Consider the following 26,211-nt stretch of genomic DNA (forward strand, 5'->3'; position numbering starts at 1 on the left):
CGTCTTAAATCTGCGCGTCCATAAGCCAACTCATGAATCTCAAGACACGCTGGCCCTCAATATTCAAGGCGCTTTTTGTGGCGTCGCTGGTGACAGCTGTCGGATTTGAGCTGGGCATCTTTCAGCGAGCATTTGATTCTAGATCCATTGTTGAGGATGGTGTGGTTGGAGCCGATTTTTGGATCATCGCTGTTGATGGGAAACCCACAGTTCGAATCCAGCATGGACTGGTGATTTCAAAGGTGCCATTCGCTCTCTTGGAACCAGGCAACCGAGCCATCAGACTGTCAGTTACACCTCGACCTTCCGAGAACCAAAAACCTGTCGAGTTCAAAGCGACCATTGAGAAGGGAGTGCATTACCGGATTTCGAAGGATGAAAACGGAAACCCTGAGCTTGTTGCCAAGAAGTAAAAGGGGCATGCCTTGGGCTTGGGATGACTCTGGCATAAAGTCCTTCTCACTTCCACTCCTGCAGCAGCGCCAGCCTGTCACGATTTCTAGGGGCCAGTGCCAGTGAATCCAGCAGGTGACGTTTCGCCTTTGCTGCATCGGACGGGCGCAGCAGTTCGGCCAGTTTGAAATGTGTCTGCGCGCCGCCGCCGGGATCGAGCACCAGCACGCGCTCATAGGCGGCGATCGCATCAGGCGTTTCATTCAGTGCAGCGCAAGCGTCTGCCAGGGCTCTTTGCGGTGTCACGAGAAACGGGTTCAGCGCCATGGCACGCAGGGCATTGGCCTTCACCTCGGCCCACCGCTTTGCGGGCACATCCAGCTCGATCAGGCGCAGGAAGGCGCTTTGTGCGCCGGATGACTTCGCGGCGATCTGCCGCAGCACGGCCGCCTCTTCCTCCGTGCGCTTCATCTGCCGCAGCGCCTGCACCTTCAGCGCGTAGCCGCTGTCGGCATCATAGCTGTCTGGCAGCAGTTCGATGAGCTTGTCGGCGAGTTTCAGCACTTCAGTCCATTTTTTGGCCTCGATCATTGCCTCCGCCTCCTTGTGCAGAGCCCAGAGATTGGTGGGATGTTTCTTGAGAAAATCGGCGAATGAGCCAGGCTCAAATGGATTGAGCTCTTCCGTTTTGGGCTCCTCCCAGTCGGCCTTGGCACCGAAGTTTTTGGCCTTGGCCGTGATGAACTGGGCAAACTCTTTCTCCACTTTCTCGATGTCACCCACATTTGCAGCGATGGCGTCATTGATCCGCTTTCCATCAGCGAGGTCGCGAAGGATGCCCTGAAACTTGTCCTTGCCGAATTTTTCCAGCAGAAACTCCACCGCCTGGCTGGACTCATAGTAGGCAAACATCAGGTGGTCCTGGGTCTTTGCCCCCATGAAGGCACCACTCAGTCGGGACATGGGCGTCAGCGTTTCCTCATCGATCACCATCTCGCGAAACTTCGCATCCATCGGCATACCCCAGGCGGGATCGCGCTGCCGCTCTTCATAAACGCTGATGCCCTCGCTGAGCCAGCGCGGCATGCGGTTTTTGGTCACGGTGAGTGTGATCACATGGCAGAACTCATGCCAGAGGGTGCTCTCCCAGTTGTTGCGGCCATGAGCCAGACTGCCGGGGCTGTTCATCGTCACCACGGTGCCAAAGCACACGCCCAGCATCCCCTGCCCGCCCAGTGCGCCGAAGGTGCGGATGGCAAAGTCCTGCTGCGCGCCGAAAAATTCCACCAGCACAGGCCGCTTCAGCTCCAGGCCATACTTCGCACCCAGCACCGTCTTCGCATCCCTCAGCAGCGCGAGCGCACGCGCACCATAGATGGGCCAGTCACGCTTGGGCATTTTCAAGATGAAGTCCTCAAAGGTCTGCGTGGTGTAGCCGTTCATCTCCTTCTCCAGCAGCGCCAGATTGTACGCCTGGATGTTGTAGCCGTCCTCTTTGCGAATCAGTTCCGCCAGCTTCCAGGCCTCCTCTTCTTCTCCGAGGCGAAGCAGGTCATGGCAGAGCTGCATCTTCGCCGGCAGATAGTTCGGCTCAAACTCCAGCGCCTGGCGCTGCCGGGCCGCGCTCTCAGCAAAGCGGTACGCACGTGAGAGACAACGCCCGATGGTGTGGTCCACCTCGGGGTTTTTGCTCCACCGCTCCAGGGCATGCTGCCGGGCCTGCTCCATCTTGCCGGCATCCGCCTGAAACAGATACGCCACCACCGCGCGCAACGACCATGCCATGGGGTGCTTCCCATCCAGATCCAGCACCTGCTGGATGGCGGCCTCGGCTTCGACAAATTTTTCACCTCCGATGAGCTGCTCCGCCCGCAGCAGATGTGCGCCTGCAAGGTGGGGATTCAATTCGAGCGCCTTCTTCAAATTTTCCATGGCCTTCTCACGGTCGCTGGACTGAAAGGCCTTCGCCAAGCCCAGGCGCAGAGCGGCCGTTTCCCCATGTGCCTTGAGGCCGGCACGAAACACATCTGCAGCACGCTGCGCGTCGTCCTTTTCGAGCGCCAGATTTCCCTCGGCCAGATAAGCCGCCTCCAGCTTGGCATCCTTGCCCTGCGCCACCTTGAAATACTGCGCGGTCACTTTCTGCGCATCAGCGCCCAGCATCAGCGCCGCCCGGCCAAGCACCACGGACTCCATGGCCGTACGATCCTTCGCAGCTTTGGATTTTGCGGCCGCATTGATCCCTTTCAGGGACTCCGCCATCACATCGGCCCGACCCAGCGCCTGCGCGAGGTCATGGCGCAGCAGGAGCATTTCAAAATGGCCCGGGTACAGCACCAGGGCCTTTTCTGTTTCTGCCAGCGCCGTTTCGAGCTGACCCATCTCCCGCAGCGCCTTGAACCGCAAGATCCGCCATTCCGGAGCCTTCAAGCCCTTCTCCGCCGCCGCCTCGCCGATTCGTGCCACGAGTTCATAGTCCCCGCGTGCGAGCAACTCCCCCACCGGCCCCAGATTGCGCTCCTCAAAGATTTTCTCGAGGTCGATCTGCTGCGCCTGCAAGGACGCGGCAAGCAACAGGAAGGCTGAGGCAAGCGTTCGGATCATGTGATGGCAGGATGGCGGCGCAAAAATCACGCCACCAGCAAAACGATCCACAGCGCCAGAAATAGCAGGGCGGTCGCAAATCGTACGCTGACGGTGTGGCGCTTCTGGAACTCGATCAGCGCGTCGCTGGTCATGCCCAGCCAGGCGAGGATGAAGATGACCACCAGCGGCAGCACAAAGGCGGTGTTGTAGAGCAGCAGATACGCCACGGCCCCGAGGCTGCCCTGCTTCATCATGTAGATGATGGTGGGCAGGTACACCTGGCCAGTGCAGGCCAGCTCCAGCAGGCTGATGACGATGCCGCTGACAAACGCGGCGATGACAAAGCGGGAGCTCTTCGTCTGCGTGCGGATGACGCCGCGTATCCGGGTCTTTAAAAACTCGGGCAGCTGCAGCGTGGCCTCCCCCATGCGCCCGCGCCACGCGCGCAGGCCATCGCGGAAGCTCAGCCATGCCAGCAGCAGGGCAAAGAAGGCCAGCAGCCGGTTCAGCCAGACCCGCACCCAGGCAAAGGCCTCCAGCCTGGCCACGAGATGGCTCAAACCGAGGCCCACGGCAAAGTAAGCCACAAACACCGCCGCGATGAACGCCGCGCCAACCATCAGGATCTCACGCGGGCTGCGCCGGGCGATGCGCAGGTAGCTCAGGAAGAAGATGATCGTGGCAAAGGCGCAGGGATTGATGCCGTCCAGCAGACCCGCCAGCACCACCCAGCCGATGCTGAAGCGATCAAACCGCCGCGCGATTTCCGCGCCCGCCTCGGCACGCTCCGTGTCGGCCATGCGGTACCAGGTGTCTTCCGGCGCCTGCTCGGCGGTCTTTTCAATGAGCCGCTGAAGGGCGTTGAAGGTGACGGCGGTTTTCACCAGCGCCCCCGCCTGCGTGAAAACAGCGGGGGTCACCTGGTGCAGCTCCGGAGTCACCTTGAAGCGCACGCACAGGGCCTCGTTGCGCTCCGCGCCGTCGCTGCGCTCCACGTTGTACTCCTCCAGGGCCATCGGCTGGTCCGCCTGAATGCTGCGCAGCATGTCGCGGATGCGCTCGCAGTCCTTGCACCCCGGCTTGTAGAAGAACAAAACACGCACAGGTCCGGCCTGGGTGGCTGCGGGGGCGGGAGCCACCGCCGCAGGTGCGGCAGCAGGCGCCGGGCTCGTGGTGGGGGCGCGGGCTTTCACCAGCGAGGCAAAGCTGGGCAGCACCCAGTCGAGCTGATCCTGAGCATCAGGATTCAGCCGATCCTGCATCCGCTTCCAGAGATCTTCATCAAACCATTCCTTGTCCACCTGATCGAGCAGGAAGCCGTACTGCGGCGAGAGATTGAGATAGGAGTGCTGCAGAAAGTTCCGCAGCAGTCCGCGACGATCTTCACTTTCGGTGAGTCCGGAGAGCGCCTCGCGCAGGGCCAGCGGCTCCACTTTCTGCCCATGGCCCAGCAGTGTCACCATGGCCTGCAGCTTGACCTGGAGGTCCGTGTCCCGTGTCAGGTTCACCAGCAGGGGCATGAGGGTTTCTGGTATGTTGTACGCCTTGGAGCGCTGGCGGTAGGGCATGGCCTCAGGCTTGAAGTCGCGCTCGCCGAACCACACACGCCAGTGATCTTCGCCATCCGTTTTGAGATAGGCCGCCGCCAGCACCTCGCGCACCCGGGGGGAGCTGTCTGCAGCCACCTGCGCCGCCCTGGAGGCAAAATCTTCGCGATCCAGCCGCAGGAGGGAGTGCCATGCCGCGCGGCGCTGCCAGACATTCGGAGTCACCAGGGCAGCCTCCACCAGGGCTTTGTTCTCCGCCTTGCCAATCGTGCCCAGCAGCACCAGCGCCAGTGTCCGGCACTCGTCCTTCGCCTGCGTCCGGGCCAGAGTCTCGGTGCTCCATGTCTGCATGACGGACCTTGCTGGCGCGTGCTCCACCGCATTGGCCAGGCTGTAGTCATACACATCCGAGGCCTCCAGATGCCCCTCGGGCCGGTCCAATTCCTCCAGCAGGAGCTTCACCTTGTCGGCCTTGTTGTTGCGCATGGCCGCATAGACAGCGTCCGTGCGCACCTCGGGCGACTCATCCTGCAGCAGGCTGCGGAGCAGGGCTGTGCCGGCCCTCAGTGCAGTGAGCCGCGAATCCTCCTGCATGAACTCCGCCAGACGCGCACGCTCATGGGGCTCCAGCCTGGGCAGCAGGCGGAGGAGCTCCTCCACCGCGCGCCGCTGCCCGCCAAAGGCCAGCTGGGTGGCCGCGTGAAACGCCAGCTCCGGGCTTTCCTTTTGCGTCATCGCCTCCACCAGCAGGTCGTGAAATTCTTTTTCCATCGGCTGCCACAGACGCCCGCCCGGTTCAGCAGGCACAGCGGCGGTCTTCACCGCAGGCGCCTCGACTGCGACACCAAATGCAGCATAGACCGCCTCCTGCACGGCATTGCGCGGCGGCGGCTCGCGCAGGATCAGCGAGTACACATCCCCTTCACCGCCTGCGGCCACACCGCTGTCATCCTCCGGCTCGTCGGCCATCGACTCACGGAAATCAAACGGCCCGGGCTCCATGCTTTCCAGCATGGCTATCCTGCCTTCCACATTGGCTTTTTGCAGCGCTTCAAAGACCCGCTTCTTGTCCTCGGGCTCCACCATGACGGCGGCGAGGTACTGGATGGCCAGACTGCGCACGTCTGGGTCCCGGTGCACGGACAGCATGCGGACGATGTTCAGCGCCTGCATCGCGGCATCGCGCTCTTTATCTTCACGGGAGCCTGAGCTTGGCTCCGAGACCTTGTACCACTCGATGTGCTCGCCATCATGCCCCGCCTGTTTGCCAAAAGCACGCAGAACTCCGAGCAACGACTCCCCCCCTTTCTCCGGCAGGACCTTGACCAGCTCCGGGGGCAGCAGGCGTCCCATGCGCACAATCGCATCCGTGGCGGGGCCCAGCAGGGTGTCATCCGCCAGTGCCATCTTGGTGATGAGCTGCACGGCATTGTCCAAAGACATGTCAGCCGCGGCCTTCATGGCGGCGTAGCGTACGAATTCATCCTTGTCATTGAAGGCGGCGGTCACCGCAGGCCCGGCGGCCTTGAGGCGCAGCTTGCCCGCGTACTCCAGCGCCGCCACACGCACGCGCCAGCGCGGGTCTGAGATGCAGGCCATCACGCCATCCTTGCCCGCCTTGGAGCGCCCGTCGGAGAGGGCATTGAGCGCCGCCACCAGCAGGTCCTCGTTCTTCGACTTCATGAAGCCCGCGATGAGCGCTGCACCTCGCTCCGACTTGGTGCTCACACGCCGCAGCACAGCGTGGATCACATTCTGATCTGTCTCCGTCTTCAGGCGCTCCTGCACGAGATCATAGACCGATTCCTCCCCGGCCTGTATGAGCGCATCCATCGCCGCCTCACGGATCAGCGCGTCCTCATGCGTCAGAAACTCCGCCAGGATGGGCACAGCCTTGCTGCGGCAGCGGGGCAGCGGCTGCATCGCCGCGAGTTTTTGATCCCGCGTGCCGAAGACCAGATCCCGCGAAAGCCGCAGCGCGTCCTTGGGCAGCGCCTCCGCGATCACGATGCGATACTGCGCCTGCTTTACCTTGGCCCGCACGCCTTCTGTGAGCTGAGGGGTGTCGTGCAGATACTGCTCCAGAAAAGCCACCGACTTCATGCCCGCCAGCGCCATGGACTCAAACGCGCGCTCCTGCCTGCCCACGTCATTGCCCACAAAGTCCACCAGATAGGCCCTCATCCGAGCTTCATCAAAAGCAGGCGTCACCTTGGGCTCTTCCGACGGCTTCTTTCCGGTGGCCCAAGCCTGCCACTGCCGCAGCGCCTCCTGGCTTTGAGCAGATTTCGGTGCCCACGGATCAAAGCTGGAGTCCTGGTTGGTGCGCTCCTCCAAAATCTCCAGCGCACCCATGCGCACGGCAAACTGCGGGTGCGTGAGCAGCCCCACAGTCACCTCGGCGGGAAAGGGCTTGGCCGCAGCCGCGTAGCCGCGCAGGCTCACATGCAGGCCGCAGGCTTCGCACACCACCGCCCACTGCTCCCGCGTCGGTTTCAGCTCATCCTCACGCATGGCATCCAGCGTGGCCGCAGCCGCGCGGAGCTTGGGATTGAGCTCGCTGGGGTCCACCCGCACGCGCTCCGGCCCGGCATCCAGCACAGGGCCGTCCTGGGCCTGCGCCAGCACCCCCGAAAGCAGCAGCATGATGGCGGCGATTTTAATGCAGCAGCGCATAGGCGACGATGTTCACATTCACTTCGAGCGAATTGCCGATCTCATTCCCCCCGCAGCAGCAGCAGCCGCTGGTGTTGGCAGTGTTGTTCAGCCCCTGGCCGGAGTACACGACAACCAGACGCCCGTTGTGCTCCACGCCCTCCAGCTTGGCCTCTCCGCTGGATTTGGAGAGCTTCATTTTGTCCAGCTCATAAACAGTGCGGAAAAGCGCATGCGTGCTCGCGATGGCCTTCATCGGCTCCTTGGCCATCACCTTCTTCATCTCGCGGCGGAAAGCGTTGTCCCAGTCCTTGTTGGAGCAGCCCGCGCTGGCCAGCAGAAAGCCGCCGTTGCTCAGGTACTTCTGCAGATTCTCACGCTCACGCTGGCTCAGGGTGAAGTCCCCCTCCCCCGTCATCACCACAAAGGGAAACGCGAAGAGGTCGTCCGTGCCCATCTTTACAAACTTGAAGCGCCGCTCCGTGGCGATGCTGGTCTTCTGCTGCACCGTGCTCAAAAACTCATCGCTGAAGCAGCGGGAGGTCTTGGTGCCCGCATAGATCAGCATGCCGCACTGGATGGCGCCGTCCTTGGCGGGAAGAGGATGCAGGAAAATGAAAAATGCCGCGTGCAGCATGAAGGCGGCAGCCCATCGGCTCATCCTTGTTTTCCCTCGGTCAATGGTCATCGCATTCATGGCTTTGCCTCCTTGGAGCTTGATGTTTCCAGCACGGCGTCCTCACCGTAAAATTTCCGCACGGCTTCGCGATAGCGCTCGGGCACGTCGCGCAGCGAGATCTGGCGTTTCGCAGCGGCACGCACGGCCTCGGTGGAAATGGAGTCGGCGCGCTGTGGTGTGACCACGATCTGGCCCTGGCCGCTTTTTCCGCGCGAGTTGTGATTGCCGCGCATGGAGCTGTCATCATTGAAGGCCATGCGTTCAGGGCCGTACACCGGCGCATTGAGCATGGGGTCCCCCTCGGTGCTGAAGCCATCGCCATTGTCCCCGTCTCCGCCGGCAGGACTTTGCCCGGGCTGCTGCCCCGGCTTCTCCCCTTTGCCCATGCCACGGCGCTTGCACATGCCTGCAAGCATCTGCGCCAGCGTCTCGGAAAGGCCCTCCTTGGTCATGAAATGGATGCCGCCGCTCTTGCAGCTCTGGCACAGCTTGTTGTCGCTGTTCATCAGCGTGTCCATGCCCACGAGCGCGAGCTGTGAATTTACAAAGGTGTTTGGCGTGTTGTCCTTCTTCGCCTGCTGCATGGCCGTCTCCATGCTGCGCTGAATGCCTGCGCTCTCGGCGGCATTGGCAAAGTCCAGCGACTCCTTTTTCAGCTCCCCTTCGCTGGCGGGCAGCGCCTCGGCGGCGGCGCGCAGCTCGGGCAGCCACTGCTTCCAGCGGTCCAGCACGGCCTGCTGCTGGCGTGCCAGCTTGTCGAGCTTGGCGGCATTGCGCATGTCCCCGATCATGATCTCACGCGCCAGCTCTTCGAGCTGCTTGGTCAGGCGCTGCTGCTGCGCGTGCATGGACTTGAACTCCGCCGCCATCTCCAGCACCCGGCCGATCTCCGCCAGCTGCTTCCCCTTGTCCTTGAGGTCCTGCGTGCGTCTGGCGGCTTCACCCAGCTCCTGCTTCATCTTTTCCATCTCCTCCTTCGAGCCCCCGGCAAGGCGCTGCTGCATGCCCTGCATCATCTGCGCGATCTTCTGCGCCTCCTGCGCGACCTGCTTCTCCGCATCAAAGGCCTGAAAATCCTTCGCCATGGCCTCGGCGAGTTCCTGTGCCTGCTGCATGGCCTGCTGCGCTGCGGCGCGGTCTCCGCTGTCGAGCGACTCGCGCACCTGCTGCACGGCCTCATTCAAGGCGCTGAACCGCGCCTGAAACTCCTTCAGCGTCGTCCGCGCCTGCATCAGCTCGGCATAGTCCTCGGTGCTGATGACCTGGATGCGGCCCACACTGGAGCTGGCGATGCCCATCAGGGTGGGATTGTGATCATGCGCCTCGGCATGCAGTTCCAGCGTCTGCCCCGGCTCCACACCGAGCTTCTTCATCTCCAGCTTTTCATCCAGCGCATACACCTGATCCGCCGCATCTTCCGTCAGGCGGCGGCCACGGTCACGGAAGCCGGTGAGTTTTCTAACAAGATCGATGCGCGCGAGGCCGAGATCGTCCTCCACCTCGATCTTCAGCGGCACTTCGCTTTCCGGTGTGGCGAGAGTCACGCCTGCCGGTGACTCCAGCGAAACCACTGGCGGATTGTCCGGCAGCATCTTCTGCTCCAGCTCCACGGGTGCCGCCGAGCTCGCCCCGGTGATGTCCTTCAGGTCCAGCCGCACGAGGCAGGGAGATTTCACCTTCCAGCGCAGCGTCACCTCCCGGCCGCCGCTGGCGCGTGCGACCACGGTCTCGGGCTTGTCGCGGCTGAGGCTGCGCGGAGGGGTCAGCGTCACCTCGCCACCGCTAAGAGGGCGGTTGCTCGTGATGCGCGCCTCGACCTCCGAGCCCGCCAGTGCCACGAGCTCCGAAGTGCCCAGGGCAAACTCACGCGCAGGTCTTTTCGAGTATGCCGGCGGAATGATCTTCAGCATCACGCTCTCCACACGCGGCTGTCGCATCACATCCACGGTCAGCCAGGGGCTGCGCGCCGCGCCTGCGGCAAAGGCGATCTGCACCGGCTGTGTGACGCGCTGCAGCCGCTGGCCAAAGCGACCGCCGCCCATGGCAAACGCGCCCGCCGTGCTGACCGGCGCACCGGCGTCTTCACGTGTGAGCAGCACCACGCCCTCCGGCACGGCACCGCCCGTGACGCGCACCTCCAGCTCCGCATCCGCGCCATACACCACCTTGGGCCGGGCGGGCGTCACTTCAAACTGCAGCGGCGAATACGGCGGCACATCGGCATAAGGGTGCAGCAGGCGTGCGGAGATGGTCTTCACCGCCGCAAAATTCGCCACGCACAAGGCCGCAAAGACCAGCAGGACGGCCAGACTCGTCAGCGCCGCGCGCCGGATGGACCGCCTTGGCAACATCGAGAAAAATGACAGCGCCTCAATCTCCCGCTCCCCGTCCCACAGCAGCTTATCGACCAGGAACTGCCGCAGCGGCGTTGCCTCCGCCTGCTGCTGGGAAACCTCCAGCGCCGTCGTCACGGGCCGCCGCGCGCCGAGGGTCTCGTCCGCATGCGCGGCTGCGCGCGCGCGATTCAGCCGCAGCAATGGCAGCAGATGGCTCAGCGCCAGCAGCACCAGCACGCTGCACCACGCCATGAACACCACCGGCCTCACCTCATCACTCAGAGGAGCCACAAAATCAAAGCCCCCCAGCAGCAGCAGCACCAGCCCGCCCATGGCCAGCGTCATCAGCACGGCCACCAGCAGCAAGCCCAGCCGCCAGAGTGCGGCGAAGCGGGAAAGCGCGGAGTCAAACGAGTTCATGAAAAGCAGATGGGTTAAAGCAGGCCCAGACGACGACGTGACCACCACTCCACGGCAAGCAGGAGGATGAGGGGAATGAGCAGCCAGGACTGCGGCCACAAGGGATGCCAAAAAGCCTGCGCACGCTCCTGCACCTGATCCAGCGACGGTGCGAGCAGCAGCTTCGCAAGTTCCGAAGCCTGCGCCGGTTTCCAGGCTTTGCCACCCGTTGCTTCCGCCAGCTCATTCAGAAAGGCGGGGTCTGCGGAGAGAGACTCCTGCTCGGTGGGTGGAGCGAGCACATTCAGCACGGCCTCGGGTCCGGCCTTGTCGCCGTTGAATGCCTGCACGCGATACGTGCCGGGATTCTCCGGCTGCAGCAGCGCAGCCCAGGAGCGGCGGCCTTCGGCATCGCTCTCAGCTTCGCTGGCGCTGACGTCCGGCAGTTGTTTGCCCTCATAAAACACACGCAGCTTTGGCTGCGGCACATCCTTGCCGCCGCGCCAGCCGATGCTCGCACGCACGCCCCGGCCGAGTTTCACATTCGACTCTCCCAGACGCAGAGAAAGCTCCTGCCCCGGCAGAAACTCCGCGTAGCTGGCGGTCCATTGCAGGAGCTGGGTCCAGAACTCCTCATACATGTTGCCGAGCTTGCGGGCCTGGGGATCGAAGTCCCACTTCCACAAGCCATCCGCGTTCAAGGCCACGACCACACCACGGCCAAAGTGGCGGGTCGCCAGCAGAGGCACGCGCTCCTCACGCCCCACGGCGGGCTTCACGCCCATGGCCATGACCTGTGTAAAAGGCTTCAGCTTCGCGATCGTCACCACATCACTCAGCGGTGGGAGCTGCCTCCACAGCGGGTCCTGCGCCTCAGGCAGCGCCTGGCCGAAGAGGCCTGCGGCTTCGCCGACGCTGCCGGGTTCAAAGCGGAAGTCGCCGGTCATGGTGGTGCCCCATTCCACCGGCTCCAGCACTTCGAGCTCGGCCAGCCGGTCGGCGTAGGATTTGCCACGCGCGAGCAGCAGCGCACCGCCGCGATCGCGCACAAAACTCTTCATCGCCTCGATGCGCTTCGCATCGAGAAATCCCTCCGCCCCCTTGCCAAGCACCAGGAGGTCGATCTTGGCAAAGTCCTCCGCTGTTTCAGGAAAGGTCGAGTCGCCGCTGACCACCGGCTCGGAAGTTCCGGCATCCACGCGGAAGTAGCGTTCATCATTGAGGCGGTAGATCGCGCGCACATCCATGAAGCCCTGCTCGCGGAGCAGCTGTGCGAGGAATTTGCTGTCCCAGTACGGCGCGCCTTCGGCGATGAAGACACGGGTGCGGCTGGTGAGCTCCTGCACGCGCACACGGTCCTCGTTGTTGCGCGTGATGTCCTCCCCCTGCTGCGGTGCAACGATGACGCGGTAGTCACCTCCGGCGAGCTTGGGCATTTCCAGCGTGATGTTTTTCCGCGCGCCGCTGTCCATCTCCACATCGCGCTCGGCCTGCGTCTTTCCATTGGCATCGACGAGCTGCACGCGCGGCTTGATGAGACCCAGGCCGCGATTCTCCAGACTCACGCCCACAGCCACCGGCTTCCCGGGCAGCGCCATGACGAGACGACGCGTGGCGTGCAGAATGAGATCGCGCCCGCCCCAGTCTCCGCCGAGAGGGACGACGTGCAGCGGCACATGCGCGGCGCGTGCGCGGAGGATGAGTTCGGCGGCGGGGTCTTCGCGGGTTTGATGGCCGTCGCTGATGATGGTGATGCTGGCGAGCTTGCGGCCGAGTCCCGAGGCACCGCTGAAGAGTGCATTGCCGCTGTGAACGATGGCGCTCGCCTGCCCGTCTGGTTTGAGCCCGGTTTTGAGCGCATCGCTTTCGAGGGTGTCGCTGAAGGTGAAGGCCTTGAGCTGATCGCCGCCTGACTTTGCGAGTGCCTGAGCCATGGCAAGTCCATCCGACCAGCGTGTGGCATCCCCGGCATCGCGCACGGCCATGGAGGCGCTGCGGTCCAGCAGCACGGCGTGCAGCTTTTCCTCCTGCTGCTCCGGCTGCTTCCATTCGCCCGGATTGAGCAGCAGCAGCGCCAGTGCGGCAAAGGCAAGCCCGCGCAAGGCCATGAAAACGCAGCGCCTGCCCGTGCTCAGCGTTACGCCGGAGCGCCAGGCCAGCCAGCCGCCGGCCAGTGGCAGCACCACGAGGGCGATCCAGGGCCAGGGTTCGGGAATGGCGGGGGCAAAGGTCATGCGTGTGAGGGATGGCGGATGGCGCTGCGGGCCACGAGGCTTTCAAGAACGAGGGCGCACAAGGCGACGCCCACGCACCAAGGCCACAGCGGCAGGCCATCGCGCTGGGCTGCGAGTGCGGCGGCGGCGCTCAGCGTGAGCGATTTGCCAACGCCGAGTGAAGCCGGGTCCAGCGTGCGGAGATCGCTCTCGGCATCGGCGGGAAAATTTATGCTGGCACGCTCAACGGCCTGGGCATCGAGCAGCCATTTGTAGTTGCCGGGTGGCAGCGCCTCGCGCGCACGCAGCACGGCGGGAGACTGCGAGGCGTCGTAAATGAAAGGATGTTCAGCACCAGTGTCATCCTGCAGACGCACCTGATCCGCCGCGACGGGCTGCTTTGGCTGCCAGAACAGATTTTGCGGTGGTATGAACTGCCTCAGCGCGGAATGCCCCCCGGTTTCGCCATGGTGCAGCAGCAGCTCTCCGAGCAGCACGAGGAAAGACGGCTGTTGCACGCGGTCGCTCACGGCTTCATCCAGATCGATGTTCCAGAGCACGAGCCAGCCTTTGCCCGCGCGCTGCACAGCGAGCGCGGGCACTCCGTCCTTGTAGCTCAGCAGTGCCTGTGCATCGCCAGCGGTGAGCTTCAGCCGCCGCCAGACGCTGCCGCCTGCGGGGTCTCCATACTCGCCGCTGCTGAAGATCTGCCACAGCGGGTGATCCTCCTGCACGGTTTGCAGCGTCCACGGTTTGTCCTTGTCGCGATTGAGCTGCTCGGCGTGCAGCGCCGCCTCTTTCGCGCCTGCATTCCAAAAGGCCATCCAAGCGTTGCCGCTCCAGTCCTCCCCCGGCTGGCAGATCACGGTGGCACCACGCTCGGCAGCAGCGCGCAGCTCTGCGGCACGCTCCGGCGCAGCATGCACGGCCAGGCGCACATCGGGGTCTGGCGCAGCGCTTTTCAGATCCAGCCAGCCCAGGGAAGCCAGCGCACGCTGCCACAGCAGGAGTCCTGCATCCTTCGGCGGCCCCTCGACGCCTACCCGCCAGCTTTCGCGAATCTCCACAGTGGCAAAGCGGCGGTCGTCCGCAGGAAAGGCATCCTCCGGCAGGGATGCGGTGATGCCCTGCAAACCGGCCGCGCCACAGGGTACGCGAAACTCCGCCACGCCCTCCCCCCAGGCCGGCAGCGTGAGAGCCCGCGTCTGCCGCACCTCGGCAAAGGCGAGCTGCACCGTCGTCTTGGATTCAGCACCGCTGAAGTTGCGCACGCGGCAGAGCACGCGCGCTTCGGTACCGCTGACCGGACGCTCCGGCTGCACCACCAGGCTGGTGAGCGCCGCATTGGCGGCATCCGTGGTGGCCACGGGGATGGTGAGCAGCTTCACATTCGGCGGGATGTTCAGGTCCGCCTGCTTCCAGGCCGTGCTTTGAAAATCACTGATGACATACAGCTCCTTCGCGCCCTCCCCACGGCCCAGCTGCTCCATGGCGCTGCGCATGGCAGCACCCACCTCTCCTGCTTCCAGCGTGACCTGCGCACGCCGTAGGGATTCGCGCAGCGCCTCCACATTCACCGCAGGATCAGGAAACTCCGCCTCCGGCTCGGCGTCCATCCAGATGATGTTTGCCAGCGTCTGGGAGCCCGCTCCCTGCAGCACCGCCTCAGCCTGCGCGCTAGCACGTGCAAAGCGTGACTGCCCCTGCTCCACAAATCCCATGGAGGCAGAGCGGTCCACCACCAGCACAATCGTCTTGCGCGCATTGGCGGCGGTGAGCTGTGCCCCGCTGAAAAGAAGCGGCTGCAGAAAGGCGGCCACCAGCGCCGTAACGATGAGCGTGCGCAGGAAAAGCAGCAGCCAGTCCTTGGGCTTGCGCAGCCGGGTGGTCTTGCGCTCCACCTGCCGCAGCCATTGCAAGGAGGGGAATGGAAACTCACGCGGCCTGGCCTTCGCAAACAAATGCGCCAGCAGCGGCACAGCGACGAGGGCCGTACAGAAAAGCAGCGCAGGATTGAGCAGCGAGAGGTTCATCCGTGGAGTTGGGTGAGGCGGTCCAGCAGAGCAAAGTAGCTTTCATCCGTTCTTGCGAGCATCCAGTCCACGCGGCGGCTGACGGCAAGGGAGCGCAGCGTCTGGATGCGCTGGCGCACCGCCTCGCGGTAGCTCTCCCGCACCTGCTGACTGTGGATGGTGAGCTTCTCGCCGGTTTCCAGATCGGTGAAGCGCGCGAGACCGACTTCGCCGATGTCGAGCTCCATCGGTGTGAGCACCTGAAAGAGGTGGATGCGGAAGCCGCGATGGATGTAGGGATTGAGCGCCTTGAACACCGCGGCGGGGTCTTCGTAGAAATCACTGAGAATGACGAGGGTGCCACGGCGGTTCAGCACGGGCAGAGAGCGCTCCAGCGCTGCGGCGAGCGAGGTCTTCTGACCCGGCTTGTTGTTTTCCAGCGCGCTGAGGCACTGGTGCAGGTGCGTGCGCGTGCTGCCCAGCGGCAGCGCAACGCGGATGCGGTCGTCAAACAGATGCAGGCTGACCTTGTCCGTCTGCCGCACCACCAGCCAGGCAAGGCAGGCGGCGAAGAACGAGGCGTGATCCAGCTTGGTCACACCATCGGTCAGCGGAAAGCCCATGCTCGCACTGCTGTCCACGAACAGGTGCATCTCCATGTTCGTCTCCTGCTCGAAGGTTTTCAGAAACACGCGGTCCGTGCGCGCAAAGACACGCCAGTCCACCAGCTTCGGGTCATCCCCCGGCGTGTAACCGCGATACTCGTGAAACTCGATGGACGAGCCGCGCTGCCGCGAGCGGTGCCGGCCGCTGAGCCAGCCCTCCACCATCAGACGCGCGGAAAGCTCATAGTTCTTGAGCTTGCGTACGTCCTCGGGCCGGAGGTGTTTGAAGGTGCTGGCCACGGCGGTGTGAGATCAAAGTTTGCCGAGCAGGTGCGTGATGATCTGCTCCACGGTGATGTTGTCGCCGGTGGCGTTGTAGTTTGGCAGGATGCGATGCCGCAGCACGGGTGCGGCCACGGCCTTCACCTCCTCGATGGATGCTGCGGCCTGACCGCGCAGCAATGCCAAAGCACGCGCGGCACGGACCAGCGACTGCGAAGCACGCGGGCCCGCGCCCCAGGCAACGTAGTTTTTGATGAAGTCATCCGCCAGCTCGCCAGCCGGGCGTGAGCGATGCGTGAGCTGCAAAATCGCCTGCGTGACGTGGTCCGGCACCGGCACCTCCACCACCGCCTCCTGCAGCGCCATGAGGCTGCTGGCGTCCAGCACCGCCTCCGCAGCAGCCACGGTTTTGCCCGTGGTACGCGCGAGCACCTCCGCCTCCTCCGCCATTGTGGGGTAGTCGAGACGGATCTCAAAGAAGAAGCGGTCGAGCTGCGCCTCCGGCAGCGGATAGGTGCCCTCGTGCTCGATGGGGTTCTGCGTGGCAAAGACCAGAAAGGGCTCTTCCAGCGCACGCGTTTTGCCAGCCACGGTGACCTGCTTTTCCTGCATGGCTTCGAGCAGTGCGGCCTGCGTCTTCGGGGGTGTGCGGTTGATTTCATCCGCGAGGATGAGGTTCGCAAAGATGGGGCCGGGGACGAAGTTGAAGCTGCGTCCGCCGCTCGCGGCCTCCTGCAGCACCTCGCTCCCCAGGATGTCCGTGGGCATTAAATCAGGTGTGAACTGAATGCGCTGAAATTTGAGGCCGAGGATCTTTCCGAGCGTGGAAACCAGCAGCGTCTTCGCCAGCCCCGGCACGCCGACGAGCAGGCAGTGGCCCCGGCACAGCAGCGCGGTGAGCATCTGCTCCACCACCGCGTGCTGCCCCACGATGACACGGCCGGTTTCTTCGCGAATGCGGGCGACTTGCTTGAGCACGTGCTCCCAGGAGGGTTGTGGAACGGGTGATGGCATAAGGATGGGGCGGTTAGTCTTTGTCTTTCTTGACGAGTGCGGTGGTGGGAGCGCCGATAAAGATGATCTGGGTGGGAACTGCTTTGGGATTTTCCACAGCCTGGGTCAGAGCCTTCCATGCCGTCTGCTCCTCCTCGCGCATTTCCTGAAGTGACTCGGCTGCTTCATCGTCATCGTCCCCGGCTTTGGGGGTTTCCTTGACTGCCTCGACCTTGGGCGAGTCCAGCCACAGCCATTGGGCATTGGCACGCGCCTGCTGAAAGCTGGCGGCAGAAAGGCGGTTGCCGAGTTTGGGAAGCTTCCCGCCCAAATTTTCAGCTGTTCGTTCCAACTGCTGCGCCTGCCACAGGCCTTTGAATTTCGGCACTTCGCTCACCTGAAGATTGAAGCCGAAAAGCGGCGCACCACGCTGAAGCTGGACCACGAGCCGCCCTCCGCCGTAGGAGGACACCTGCCTGGCGAGAGCCACGAGTGTGTCCTTGCTCCATGCCTTGCCCCGAAACGCCTGCCAGGGAGCGGCATCTGCCACGGCTTTGATCTGCACCGTTTGAATGAGGCCTGCATATTCCTTGAAGCTGCCGGGCAGGTCCGATGCGCGGGCGAGTGTTTCATTGAGCGCCAGCAGCTGGTCCACAGGAAGCGTCTCCAGACCACGGCTGATTTCTTCCGCCGACTTCTTGCTCCATTGATCGAGGAGTTTTTGGCGCTCATCGGCTTTGATGGCGGCAGCACTTGGCAGCGGCTCCACCTTCTGCCCGGCAAGCAAGGTGGTGGCGCGCTGCCGGAGAATGGCGGCGCCCCGGCTTCCCAGAAGGGATAACTGGGAGAGCTCGCCACGCTGATCCTCCCCAGTCACCATGTCTTCGAGCACCGACACGGTCAGGATGAGCAGTCTTTCCGGCTCGTCATTCGACTCTGCGGCGTCTTTCGCCGAAGCATCCAGCAGCTTCTGCCATTGCGGCCGGGTGCGCTCCAGCAGCGCCTGCCGCTGCTCAGGCCTGAGCTTTTCCCCGCCCTCCGCCTGATCTGCACGCAAGGCGAACTGAAGCAGGTTCACCGCCAGCGCCGCGGACTTGAAATCCGGCAGCGCTGCGAAGATCAGTTCGAGGCGCTCACTGGCAGACCGTTTCTGCATGAGCTTGGAGAACTCCTCATAGGCCTCCCGCACTTCCATCTGGTCCTCAGTGGGCTCTGCCGGATCGTAGGCCGCGAGCACCGCCAGCACCTCTTTGATCTCCGGCTTCTTCTTCTGCCCGCTGGCCGCTGTTTCCAGGCGCCTGAGGTTGGACTCCATCTGCTTGCGCTGCTGGCTCTGATCATCTGCGGAGCCATAGCGGCTGAGTTCACCCTCCAGCTTCTGGCGCACTTTCTTCACAAAAGCGGGCGCTTTTTCAGGACCAAGCTTTTCCACAAAGGGGACCAAATTGCTCAGGTCATAGATTTGAGCCTGCTCGAGCATGCTGTTTTCCAGCCGGGCGAACTTTTTCGGATCGGTCACTTCCAGCGCCAGTTTGAGGATGTTCTGGTCGTTCTCCCCCGCCTCCAGATAGGCGAGCGCCAGCTCCGCCGGAGGAGCGTCCTTGAGGCTGGTGTACCAGGAGAGGATCTCACCCGCCATTTCCTTGTGATTTTCAGAGTTTGAGTTGAGCAGGTCTCTCGGCAGCACTCGCGCCAAAAGCATCCAGGCCAGCTCGGCGCGGGTCTTGGGCTTGGGCAGCCGTTCGTAGGCACGCTGCAGCTTTGTGACTGCATCCTCATCGCCCCCGCCATAGTAGTGGCTGCCGAACTCCATCCCCTGCCCTTGGTTCAAATCCACAAGCGTCAGGGTGTCATCCCCCAGCAGCGCCGTCAGCAGAGGAATGGCGGCCAGTCCATGGCTGCGCGGGAAGGCCGCATGCGCGACCTGATTGAACCGACGCTCCTCGCCATCTTCACCCGCTGTCTCAGGCAGGGACCAGCGCGAGTATTCGATCTGCTTGCCGTCTTCGAGCTCCTTCAGCCACGCCAGCAGCACTTTCTGGTCTGCGTCAGAGAGCGCGCGCAGAGTCTTGAGCGGCGGCGCGGCGGGCAGCTTGGCGCGTTCGGTGACGTTGTGCAGCAGCACACGCACCGCGTCGCGGAGCTGCCAGCCGAGCGGGTACTGGCTCACCAGTTTGGCCAGCGCGTCGCGCAGCTTGCTCCAGTCGTGCTGCCCGTTGAAATCCTTCATCACCTGCTGAAAGGCCTGGTTGGCCCGGCGGTCAAAACAGCCGTCGAGCAGCTGCTTGCGGCGGGTTTCATCGGCGTTGGTCATTGCCGCATGGGCGAGCGAGAGGGCCTCGGGCTCATGCCCCGTATGCAGCAGGACGGAGGCCCACAGGAGGGCTGTCTGCTGGTGCAGCAGCAGCTGGTTGGCGCTGCCGTCATCGTCAAACCCCCGCCCGTTCATCTGAGTCGCGGCAGTGCCGGGTTTGACACGGCTGGCTTCTTTCTTCAGCCACTCCGCTGCCGCCGCCACATCCTTGGCCACGTCCGCCTTTTTCCAGGTGGCGCTGAATCTCTGCTCCTGCATCTCCTGCGGCTCCCGCACGGGACCTCCCCCTTCCCGCTCTGCATAGACCGTGAAAACCGAGCCTGCATACAGGATGAGCACGCGGGCCTCGGAGCCGGGCTTTTCATCAAAGAGGAAGGCGTTGCCCTCGGTGCGGAAGACATCCTCCTCCTGCGCGAAGATGCCAAAGCGCCGTCCCTGGCTCTCGACGAGCACCCAGCGCGCATCCTTCGGCACATCCACCGCCAGCAGGGAGGCGAGCTGCGTCAGCCCGCTGCGGAGCTGCTCATCGGAAAGCTCCGCGCCCACCACGGGCAGAGCCCACAGAAGACTGGCAAGAACCTTAAGCTTGAGCAGCGCCTTTCTGAATCGCATGATTTTTCGCCATCTTGATCAGAGCGAAAAATTTTGTCGATAAAAAGCCGCAAAAAAATGATGAATCATCCCACATCAGAAACTCACCCCACCTAAGCAAACAAGCTAGTAATGGGCTGCCCCTTGTCGGTCACGGTAAAGGGACGCTTGGTGCTGGAATAGAGAACCAGATCCAGCGGCAGGCCGAGCGCGTAGGCGATGGTGGCGTTGAAGTCGGGGACGCTGACTTTGTTTTCGGTGACTTCGATGCCTTTGTCCGTCTTGCCATAGACCTGGCCACCGGCAATGCCGCCGCCCCAGAGGACGGAGCTGAAGGCTTTGGGATAGTGGTCGCGGCCTTCGTTTTGGTTGATCTTCGGGGTGCGGCCAAATTCGGAGGTGAGGACGACGAGGGTGTCATCCAGCAGGCCGCGGCGTTCGAGGTCGGTGAGGAGGGTGCCGAGGGCTTGGTCGAGATCGCCGCAGCGTTCTGGCAGGCGTGCACCGATGTCCTGGTGCATGTCCCAGCCGCCGAGGTTCACCTCCACAAAGCGCACACCGTGCTCGACAAGGCGGCGGGCCAGGAGGCAGCCCTGGGCAAAATTGCCCGGACCGTATTCCGCATGCGTTTCGGCAGATTCCTTGCTGAGATCAAAGGCCTCCAGGTCTTCGCTCTTCATCACCTTGATCGCGTCTTTGTAAACGTCGGCATAGGCCTTCACGTTTTTGTAGTTGTAGGACTGCTGGAAGCTCTGGTCGAGCTTGGCGGAGAGGCCGAGGCGGTAGTCAAAGTCGCTTTCGCTCAGCGCGGCAGGGCGGTGGCTGTTTTGCAGGCCTTTGGAGGGATCGTTGAGAATGAGCGGCTGATACGCGGCCTCAAAGAAACCACCGCCGGGATGCTTGCTGTCCCCCGTGATGATGACGGAGCCGGGCAGGTCGGCATTCCCCTTTCCCTGAAACTTCTGCATCCAGGCGCCCAGCGTGGGGTGCCGCGTGGCACCGCGCATGGTGTAGCTGGTGTGCTGGAAGTAATTGCCCTGGGCATGCGCGCCCTGGGTGGAGGTGAGCGAATTGATGATGGCACCGCGGTGCATCATCTTCGCGGTGTGCGGCAGCAGCTCGCCGATCTGCACGCCGTCTGCGCTGGTGGGAATGGTCTTGGTGCCGCCCATGGTGTCTGCACCGGGGACGCAGCCAAAGGTGTCCAGGTGCGTCATGCCGCCGGACATGTACAGATAGATGACGCGCTTGGCCGTGGCGGCCTGCTTCGCCTTGCTGGAGCCTTCAAAGGCAGCATAGCCGCGCGGTGCGAGGGCGCTCATCACGGTGACGCCCAGGCAGGTCTTGGCGATGTTTTTGGCAAAGTCACGGCGGGTGACATCGTCACAGGAGTTGAGAAGCGTTTTCATGGGGGGCGCGTGGGTGGGGAATTACTGGACAAAAAGAAACTGCGAGCCGGTGATGAGCGCGTGGGTGACGTCCGCCACGGCCTTGTCTCCGCGCTCCTTGATGACGGTGTCGAGGATGGCCTTCTCACTGGCCGTGGGCGCACGGCTGAGCAGCGCATGGTAGAGAGTGTCGATCTTCTGCGCGGGCGATGACGCATGGGCAATGGCCTGGTTCAGCTTGGAGGCCGGGTTGCTGAGCACATCGGCAGCGGGGCCGTTGAGAAGTGTGAGCGCCTGGGGCACGGAGGCGTCGTCGCTGGCGTTCTGGATGAGCTCGCGATCGCTCTGGCCAAAGGTGCGCAGGAAGGTGCCGGGGCGTGCGGGGCTGGGCTGCTCGGAGGCGCGGGAGGTGAGGCCCATGGCGTCCTTGCCGTTGCTGCCACGCTTGTAGTTCTTCAGGAAGTCCTTGCGCTGTTCCTTGGTCATGGAGGCGAGCGTCTTGGGATCGACCTGCGGGCGCTTTTCCTGCGCCGGTTTCTCGGGGCGGTAGCCCTGGCGCAGGTCATCCGCGCGTTCCTTGCCCAGCAGGGCGACGAGGATGTCCTTCTCCGAGGACTTGCGAAGGGCGCTGGCTTCCTTGGCCAGCTTCTTCGCCTCCGCCGTGGTGTCGATGCCCTTGGCCTTGTCGGCTTCGAGCTTCGCCTTCATCTCGTCTATGCGTTTCTGGTTAGCATCCAGCTTGGCCCGCCCCTCCTTGGCGATCTGCACCAGCCCCTCCGCCCCCTTGGATTTGACGGTGCCGAGGAACATGGAGAGATCGTCGAGATACTGGTGCAGGCGGGCGTTTTCATCATCGACGCTGTCATCCACGTTGCCCTTGGAGAGCGTGACAAAGGAGTCCCAGATCTGCTCCGCGCTCATGCGGCGGAGGATGGGGCCGGTGAAGTGGTAGGTCTCCCCAAGCGGCACCTCGTTTGCCGTGGCGGCACGCTGGTAGGTGTCGGTATTGTAGAGCACGCGGAGGAAGGATTTGAGGGAGTACTGCTTTTCGACCATGAGCTGGGTGAGGTAGTCCATCAGCGCCGGATTGCTGGCCACGGTGCTGTCGGTCATTTCATCCACGGGCTCGATCAGACCCACGCCGAAGGCTTTCTTCCACATGCGGTTGGCGATGACGGTGGTGAAGCGCGGATTCTCCGGGCTGGTCATCCAGTCGGCAAAGGCGGCGAGCTGCGTCTGGCCGGGCTTGAGCACGGCGTCCTGGCCAAACATGGTCTTGGGCTCCACCTTCTGGCCGGGCTTGGCATCGGGGTATTTGTAGTCTGCAGGGAGGGAGGGCAGCCTGCCTTCCTGCCACTCGGCGCTGGTGTAGCGCAGGGGTTTCATGACGTCCTGCATGGCCCGCTTGACCTGCGCCATGTCCTCTTTGCTGATCTTGGATTCCTCGGCCTTTTTCTCGGCCTGCATTTTGGCACGGTAGGCTTTCTTTTCGGCGGCGCTCATGGCCTGCACGGTCTTCTTGTCCAGCTCCATGCTCTTGCTGGCGCTGCTTTTGAAGTCCAGCCCCCGGCTCTTGGTGTCCATGCCGTAGGTGAAGGCGGCCATGTGGTAGTAGTCCATCTGCGACCATTTGTCGAAAGGGTGGTTGTGGCATTGCGCGCAGACGATGCTGGTGCCCAGAAAGACCTGCACGGTGTAGGCGAGGTGGTCGAGCTTGTTTTCATCCCGCTGCCAGAAGCCGATGCTGCCGCTGTCCCACACACCGCCGTCGGTGGTGAGGAGGTTTTTCACGAACTTGTCATACGGCACGTTGGCTTTGACCTGCTGCTTGAGCCATTCCTCATAAGCCTCGGCAGTGATGCGGCCCTTCACGTTGTCCGTCAGGCGCAGTACATCGGCCCAGTAGTTGAACATGTGGCTGGTGTAGCCGTCGGAGGCCAGGAGGGTGTCGATGAGCTTGCCACGCTTCTGCGGGTCCTTGGAGCTGATGTAGGCCTGCGCCTCCTCCAGGGTGGGGATGCGCCCGGCGATGTCGAGGTAGAGCCGACGCACCAGCACCTCGTCGCTGGCGGGCGGGTTGGGCTTCAGGCCGGCCTTTTCCCAGTCTTTGCTGAGAAGCTGGTCGATCTTCTGGCTTTCTGGCAGAGGGGCCGCTTGCAGCGTGGCGGTGGCGAGCAGGCACGCGGAGAGGAGGCGGAGTGAGGTCATATGCAAAAGGGGCTAAGGGGGCGTCCGGCGCAGAAACGTGAGGCTTCCCTGCTTCTTACCATTAAATGTGAAAAGTGTATGGCGGAGGCCGCGACACCGCCCCAGCCGCCCGGCACGCACAAATTTATACAATGATCTGGCGGCTGAGCCGTTGTGTCGGGTAGTTTTAAGATCGAAACGACCAACCCAACCGCCCTGCATGCTCCTGCCACGCCGCTTCCTGATCGCCTGCCCCGCCCTGCTTCTGTCCCTGTGCGAACTGCCCGCGGCAGCCGAGGGCAAACCGGAACCCAAACCCGCTCCCAAGCCTGCTCCTGCCAAACCCGAGCCTGCCAAGCCTGAGCCCAAACCGGAACCGCAGCGCGATCCGAAGCCGGAGCCCAAGCCTGACCCTGCGAAGCCCGAGCCCGCCAAGCCGGAACCTGCCAAGCCAGCGCCGACGCCACCGGCACAGCCCTCCGCCCCGGCGCAGACGCCACCCGCACCCGCTGCGCCACAGACCACCAGCCTGACCAAGAGCAGCACGGACGCGGACAACAAGCCCAAGCGCAAAAGCGTCGCGGAATTCACCAAGACCTTCAAGCGCATCGACGGCCTGTTCCGCACCTACCTGGACTTTGAGCATGGCAGCCCGTGGCTCTATGTTCAGAAAAGCCAGCTCGGCCCGGAGTTCATCTACTTCAACCACAGCGTGGACGGCCCCGTGGCCTCCGGCCACAATCGCGGCCGCTACGGCGACTCGCTGGTCTTCACGCTGCGCAAGATCTTTGACCGCATCGAGCTCATCGAGCAGAACACCAAGCTCTACTTCGATCCGCAGAACGCGCTGGCCAAGGCGGACAAGGCCAACACCAGCAGCGCCATCCTGAACAGCGAGACCATCGCGGCTGAGGACGAGGAGGGCTACCTCATTCCGTGCACGAACCTGTTTCTGCGCGAAAGCCTGGCGCAGGTGAAGTTCAGCCACAGCGGCGGAGACAAGGCGGTGCTGGGCAGGCTCTCCGAGACCAAGTCCAAGATCCTGCGCATCAACGGCTACCCGAAGAACACCGCCGTCACGACGGAGTACGTGTTTGAAAACCCCACCCCCACCTGGGAAACTGAAGCTGATGTGGCCAACGCACGCTACATCACGGTCAAGGTGCAGCACACGCTGATCGCCATGCCGGAGAGCGACTACAAGCCGCGCCTGGACGACCCGCGCATCGGCTACTTCACGCACCAGATCACGGACATGACGAGCACCGATGTCGCGCCCTACCGCGATGTCATCCACCGCTGGCGGCTGGTGAAGCAGAAGCCCGGCACCGCGCTGAGCGAGCCCGTGGAGCCCATCGTCTTCTGGATCGAAAACACCACGCCCGTGGAGTTCCGCGACACCATCCGCACCGCCGTGCTGAAGTGGAACGAAGCCTTTGAAACTGCCGGCTTCAAAGACGCCGTCGTCGTCAAGCAGCAGCCCGATGATGCCAAGTGGAGTGCAGATGACATCGAGCACAACGTGCTGCGCTGGACCAGCAGTGTGGCCCCCCCCTTCGGCGGCTACGGCCCCAGCTTTGCCAATCCGCGCACCGGAGAGATCCTCGGCGCAGACATCATGCTGGAGTACAGCTTCATCACCAAGCGGCTGCTGACAAAGAAGCTCTTTGCGGATCTGGGGACCGAAGCCGGCACCAAGGCCTTTGACCCCGCTGCGTGCGACGCCTGCGGCTCCGCACGCAACGGCCTGCAGTTTGGCCAGACCATGCTGCGGCTGCAGAAGAGCGACCGCGTGGAGATGGACCGGCTGATCAAGGAATCGCTCTACTACCTCTGCCTGCACGAGGTGGGGCACACGCTGGGGCTGAACCACAACTTCCGTGGCAGCCAGCTTCACAGCCTGAAGGACATCCACAATGCCGAGATCACCGAGAAGACCGGCCTCACCGGCTCCGTGATGGACTACCCGCCCGTGAACATCGCGCCGAAAGGCGTGAAGCAGGGCCAGTACTTCACCACCAAGCCCGGCCCGTATGACCACTGGGTGATCAACTACGGCTACAGCGAGGCGCTGGAAGACCCCGTGGAGGAGGCGAAGCGCCTCGAAGAGATCGCCGCAAACTCCCACAAGCCGGAGCTGGCCTTTGCCAATGACGCCGACGACATGCGCGCCCCCGGCAAGGCCATCGACCCGCGCGCCATGCTCTATGACATGAGCAGCGACGCCATCAGCTACGGCGAGCAGCGCTGTGAGATCGTGCGCACCGAGATCGGCAACATCATGAAAGATGTGTCAGATCCTGGCAAAAGCTGGCAGGAGGTCTCACAGGCCTTTGCCTCGCTGACAAAGGAGGCCAGCAGCTCGCTCAACGCCATTTCGCGCTACGTGGGCGGTGTGTATGTGGAGCGTGCGGTGCAGGGCCAGGCCCCGGGCACAGTGCCCTTCAAGCCCGTGGAGGCGGACAAGCAGCGCCAGGCCCTGGCAGCGCTGGCAAAGCACGCCTTTGCGCCTGACGCACTGGCCGGACCGCCGGAGCTCTACGCGCACCTGCAGCTGCAGCGCCGTGGCTTTGACCACCGTGATGAAGGGGAGGACCCCAAGCTGCATGAGCGTGTGTTCCAGATCCAGCGCTCCTTGCTCGATCAGCTCCTGCACGCCCGCACGCTGCAGCGCATCGAGGACACCACGCTGTACGGCAACCAGCTGAGCCTGGATGAAGTGATGAACACACTGACGACGGCCATCTGCACCGGGGACGACCCCGCCAAGCCGGTGAGCATCGCACGCCAGAACCTGCAGCTCGACTACATCAACCGCCTGCTCAACATCGCCCACAACGGCGGCTACTACCATGCCGTGCAAAGCGTGGCGCTGCTGCAGCTGGAGCGCATCAAGGGCCTCACCTTTGCGAACTCCCCGGCGCATCAGCTTGCGATCAAGTACCGCATCCGCCGCGGGCTGGATGAGAAGTAGGCGGGCTTCAAAGCCATGGACAAAAGAGAGGTTCGCGATGGTGCCGCACAAGACTGC

The 26,211-nt window shown here is 63.3% G+C and carries 13 protein-coding genes; 2 read left to right on the forward strand and 11 right to left on the reverse strand.

All coding sequences use genetic code 11. The features are described 5' to 3' along the window. The first annotated feature begins 32 nt into the window (after window positions 1-32). Window positions 33-413 carry a hypothetical protein gene (locus tag ACZ5WW_RS04280; protein ID WP_377167429.1) on the forward strand — a complete coding sequence of 127 codons (381 nt, stop codon included), beginning with the start codon at window positions 33-35 and terminating at the stop codon, window positions 411-413. A gap of 46 nt (window positions 414-459) precedes the next feature. Here the strand turns inward: ACZ5WW_RS04280 and ACZ5WW_RS04285 are convergent, their stop codons facing one another. The 11 genes from ACZ5WW_RS04285 to ACZ5WW_RS04335 all read right to left on the reverse strand — a co-directional run bounded on the left by ACZ5WW_RS04285 (window position 460) and on the right by ACZ5WW_RS04335 (window position 23,201). Beyond that, window positions 460-2,997 (reverse strand): peptidase MA family metallohydrolase, encoded by a 2,538-nt coding sequence (locus tag ACZ5WW_RS04285; protein WP_377167426.1) that lies wholly within the window; start codon window positions 2,995-2,997, stop codon window positions 460-462. A 26-nt stretch (window positions 2,998-3,023) separates the two neighbouring features. Next, complete coding sequence (locus ACZ5WW_RS04290) at window positions 3,024-7,202, reverse strand: HEAT repeat domain-containing protein (protein ID WP_377167423.1); 4,179 nt, start codon at window positions 7,200-7,202, stop codon at window positions 3,024-3,026. Beyond that, window positions 7,186-7,842: a DUF4159 domain-containing protein gene (locus ACZ5WW_RS04295; RefSeq protein WP_377167420.1), complete on the reverse strand. Its 657-nt coding sequence runs from the start codon at window positions 7,840-7,842 to the stop codon at window positions 7,186-7,188. The genes ACZ5WW_RS04290 and ACZ5WW_RS04295 overlap by 17 nt, the downstream gene beginning before the upstream one ends. Window positions 7,843-7,874: 32 nt before the next feature. After that, window positions 7,875-10,616, reverse strand: coding sequence for a hypothetical protein (locus tag ACZ5WW_RS04300; RefSeq protein WP_377167417.1), 2,742 nt, complete (start codon window positions 10,614-10,616; stop codon window positions 7,875-7,877). Between the two features lie 14 nt (window positions 10,617-10,630). After that, a complete protein-coding gene (locus ACZ5WW_RS04305; RefSeq protein ID WP_377167414.1) occupies window positions 10,631-12,829 on the reverse strand; it encodes a hypothetical protein in 2,199 nt (732 codons plus the stop codon). Beyond that, window positions 12,826-14,841 (reverse strand): BatA domain-containing protein, encoded by a 2,016-nt coding sequence (locus ACZ5WW_RS04310; protein ID WP_377167411.1) that lies wholly within the window; start codon window positions 14,839-14,841, stop codon window positions 12,826-12,828. Before ACZ5WW_RS04310 ends, ACZ5WW_RS04305 begins: the two co-directional genes overlap by 4 nt. Further along, entirely contained in the window at window positions 14,838-15,725 is an 888-nt protein-coding gene (locus tag ACZ5WW_RS04315; protein WP_377167408.1) for a DUF58 domain-containing protein, read from the reverse strand. Before ACZ5WW_RS04315 ends, ACZ5WW_RS04310 begins: the two co-directional genes overlap by 4 nt. Before the next feature lie 12 nt (window positions 15,726-15,737). Then, the gene (locus ACZ5WW_RS04320) at window positions 15,738-16,721 is read right to left on the reverse strand and encodes an AAA family ATPase (RefSeq protein ID WP_377167405.1); all 984 of its coding nucleotides are present in this window, start codon (window positions 16,719-16,721) and stop codon (window positions 15,738-15,740) included. Window positions 16,722-16,734: 13 nt separating this feature from the next. Beyond that, window positions 16,735-19,626 carry a hypothetical protein gene (locus tag ACZ5WW_RS04325; protein ID WP_377167402.1) on the reverse strand — a complete coding sequence of 964 codons (2,892 nt, stop codon included), beginning with the start codon at window positions 19,624-19,626 and terminating at the stop codon, window positions 16,735-16,737. 92 nt (window positions 19,627-19,718) lie between these two features. Continuing rightward, window positions 19,719-21,014 (reverse strand): DUF1501 domain-containing protein, encoded by a 1,296-nt coding sequence (locus ACZ5WW_RS04330; RefSeq protein ID WP_377167399.1) that lies wholly within the window; start codon window positions 21,012-21,014, stop codon window positions 19,719-19,721. Between the two features lie 21 nt (window positions 21,015-21,035). Then, window positions 21,036-23,201, reverse strand: coding sequence for a DUF1549 domain-containing protein (locus ACZ5WW_RS04335; protein ID WP_377167396.1), 2,166 nt, complete (start codon window positions 23,199-23,201; stop codon window positions 21,036-21,038). 199 nt (window positions 23,202-23,400) lie between these two features. Between ACZ5WW_RS04335 and ACZ5WW_RS04340 the strand changes: the two genes are divergently transcribed. After that, a complete protein-coding gene (locus tag ACZ5WW_RS04340) occupies window positions 23,401-26,154 on the forward strand; it encodes a zinc-dependent metalloprotease (protein ID WP_377167393.1) in 2,754 nt (917 codons plus the stop codon). Window positions 26,155-26,211 lie beyond the last annotated feature (57 nt).

It is taken from the genome of Prosthecobacter fluviatilis (genome assembly GCF_055388355.1).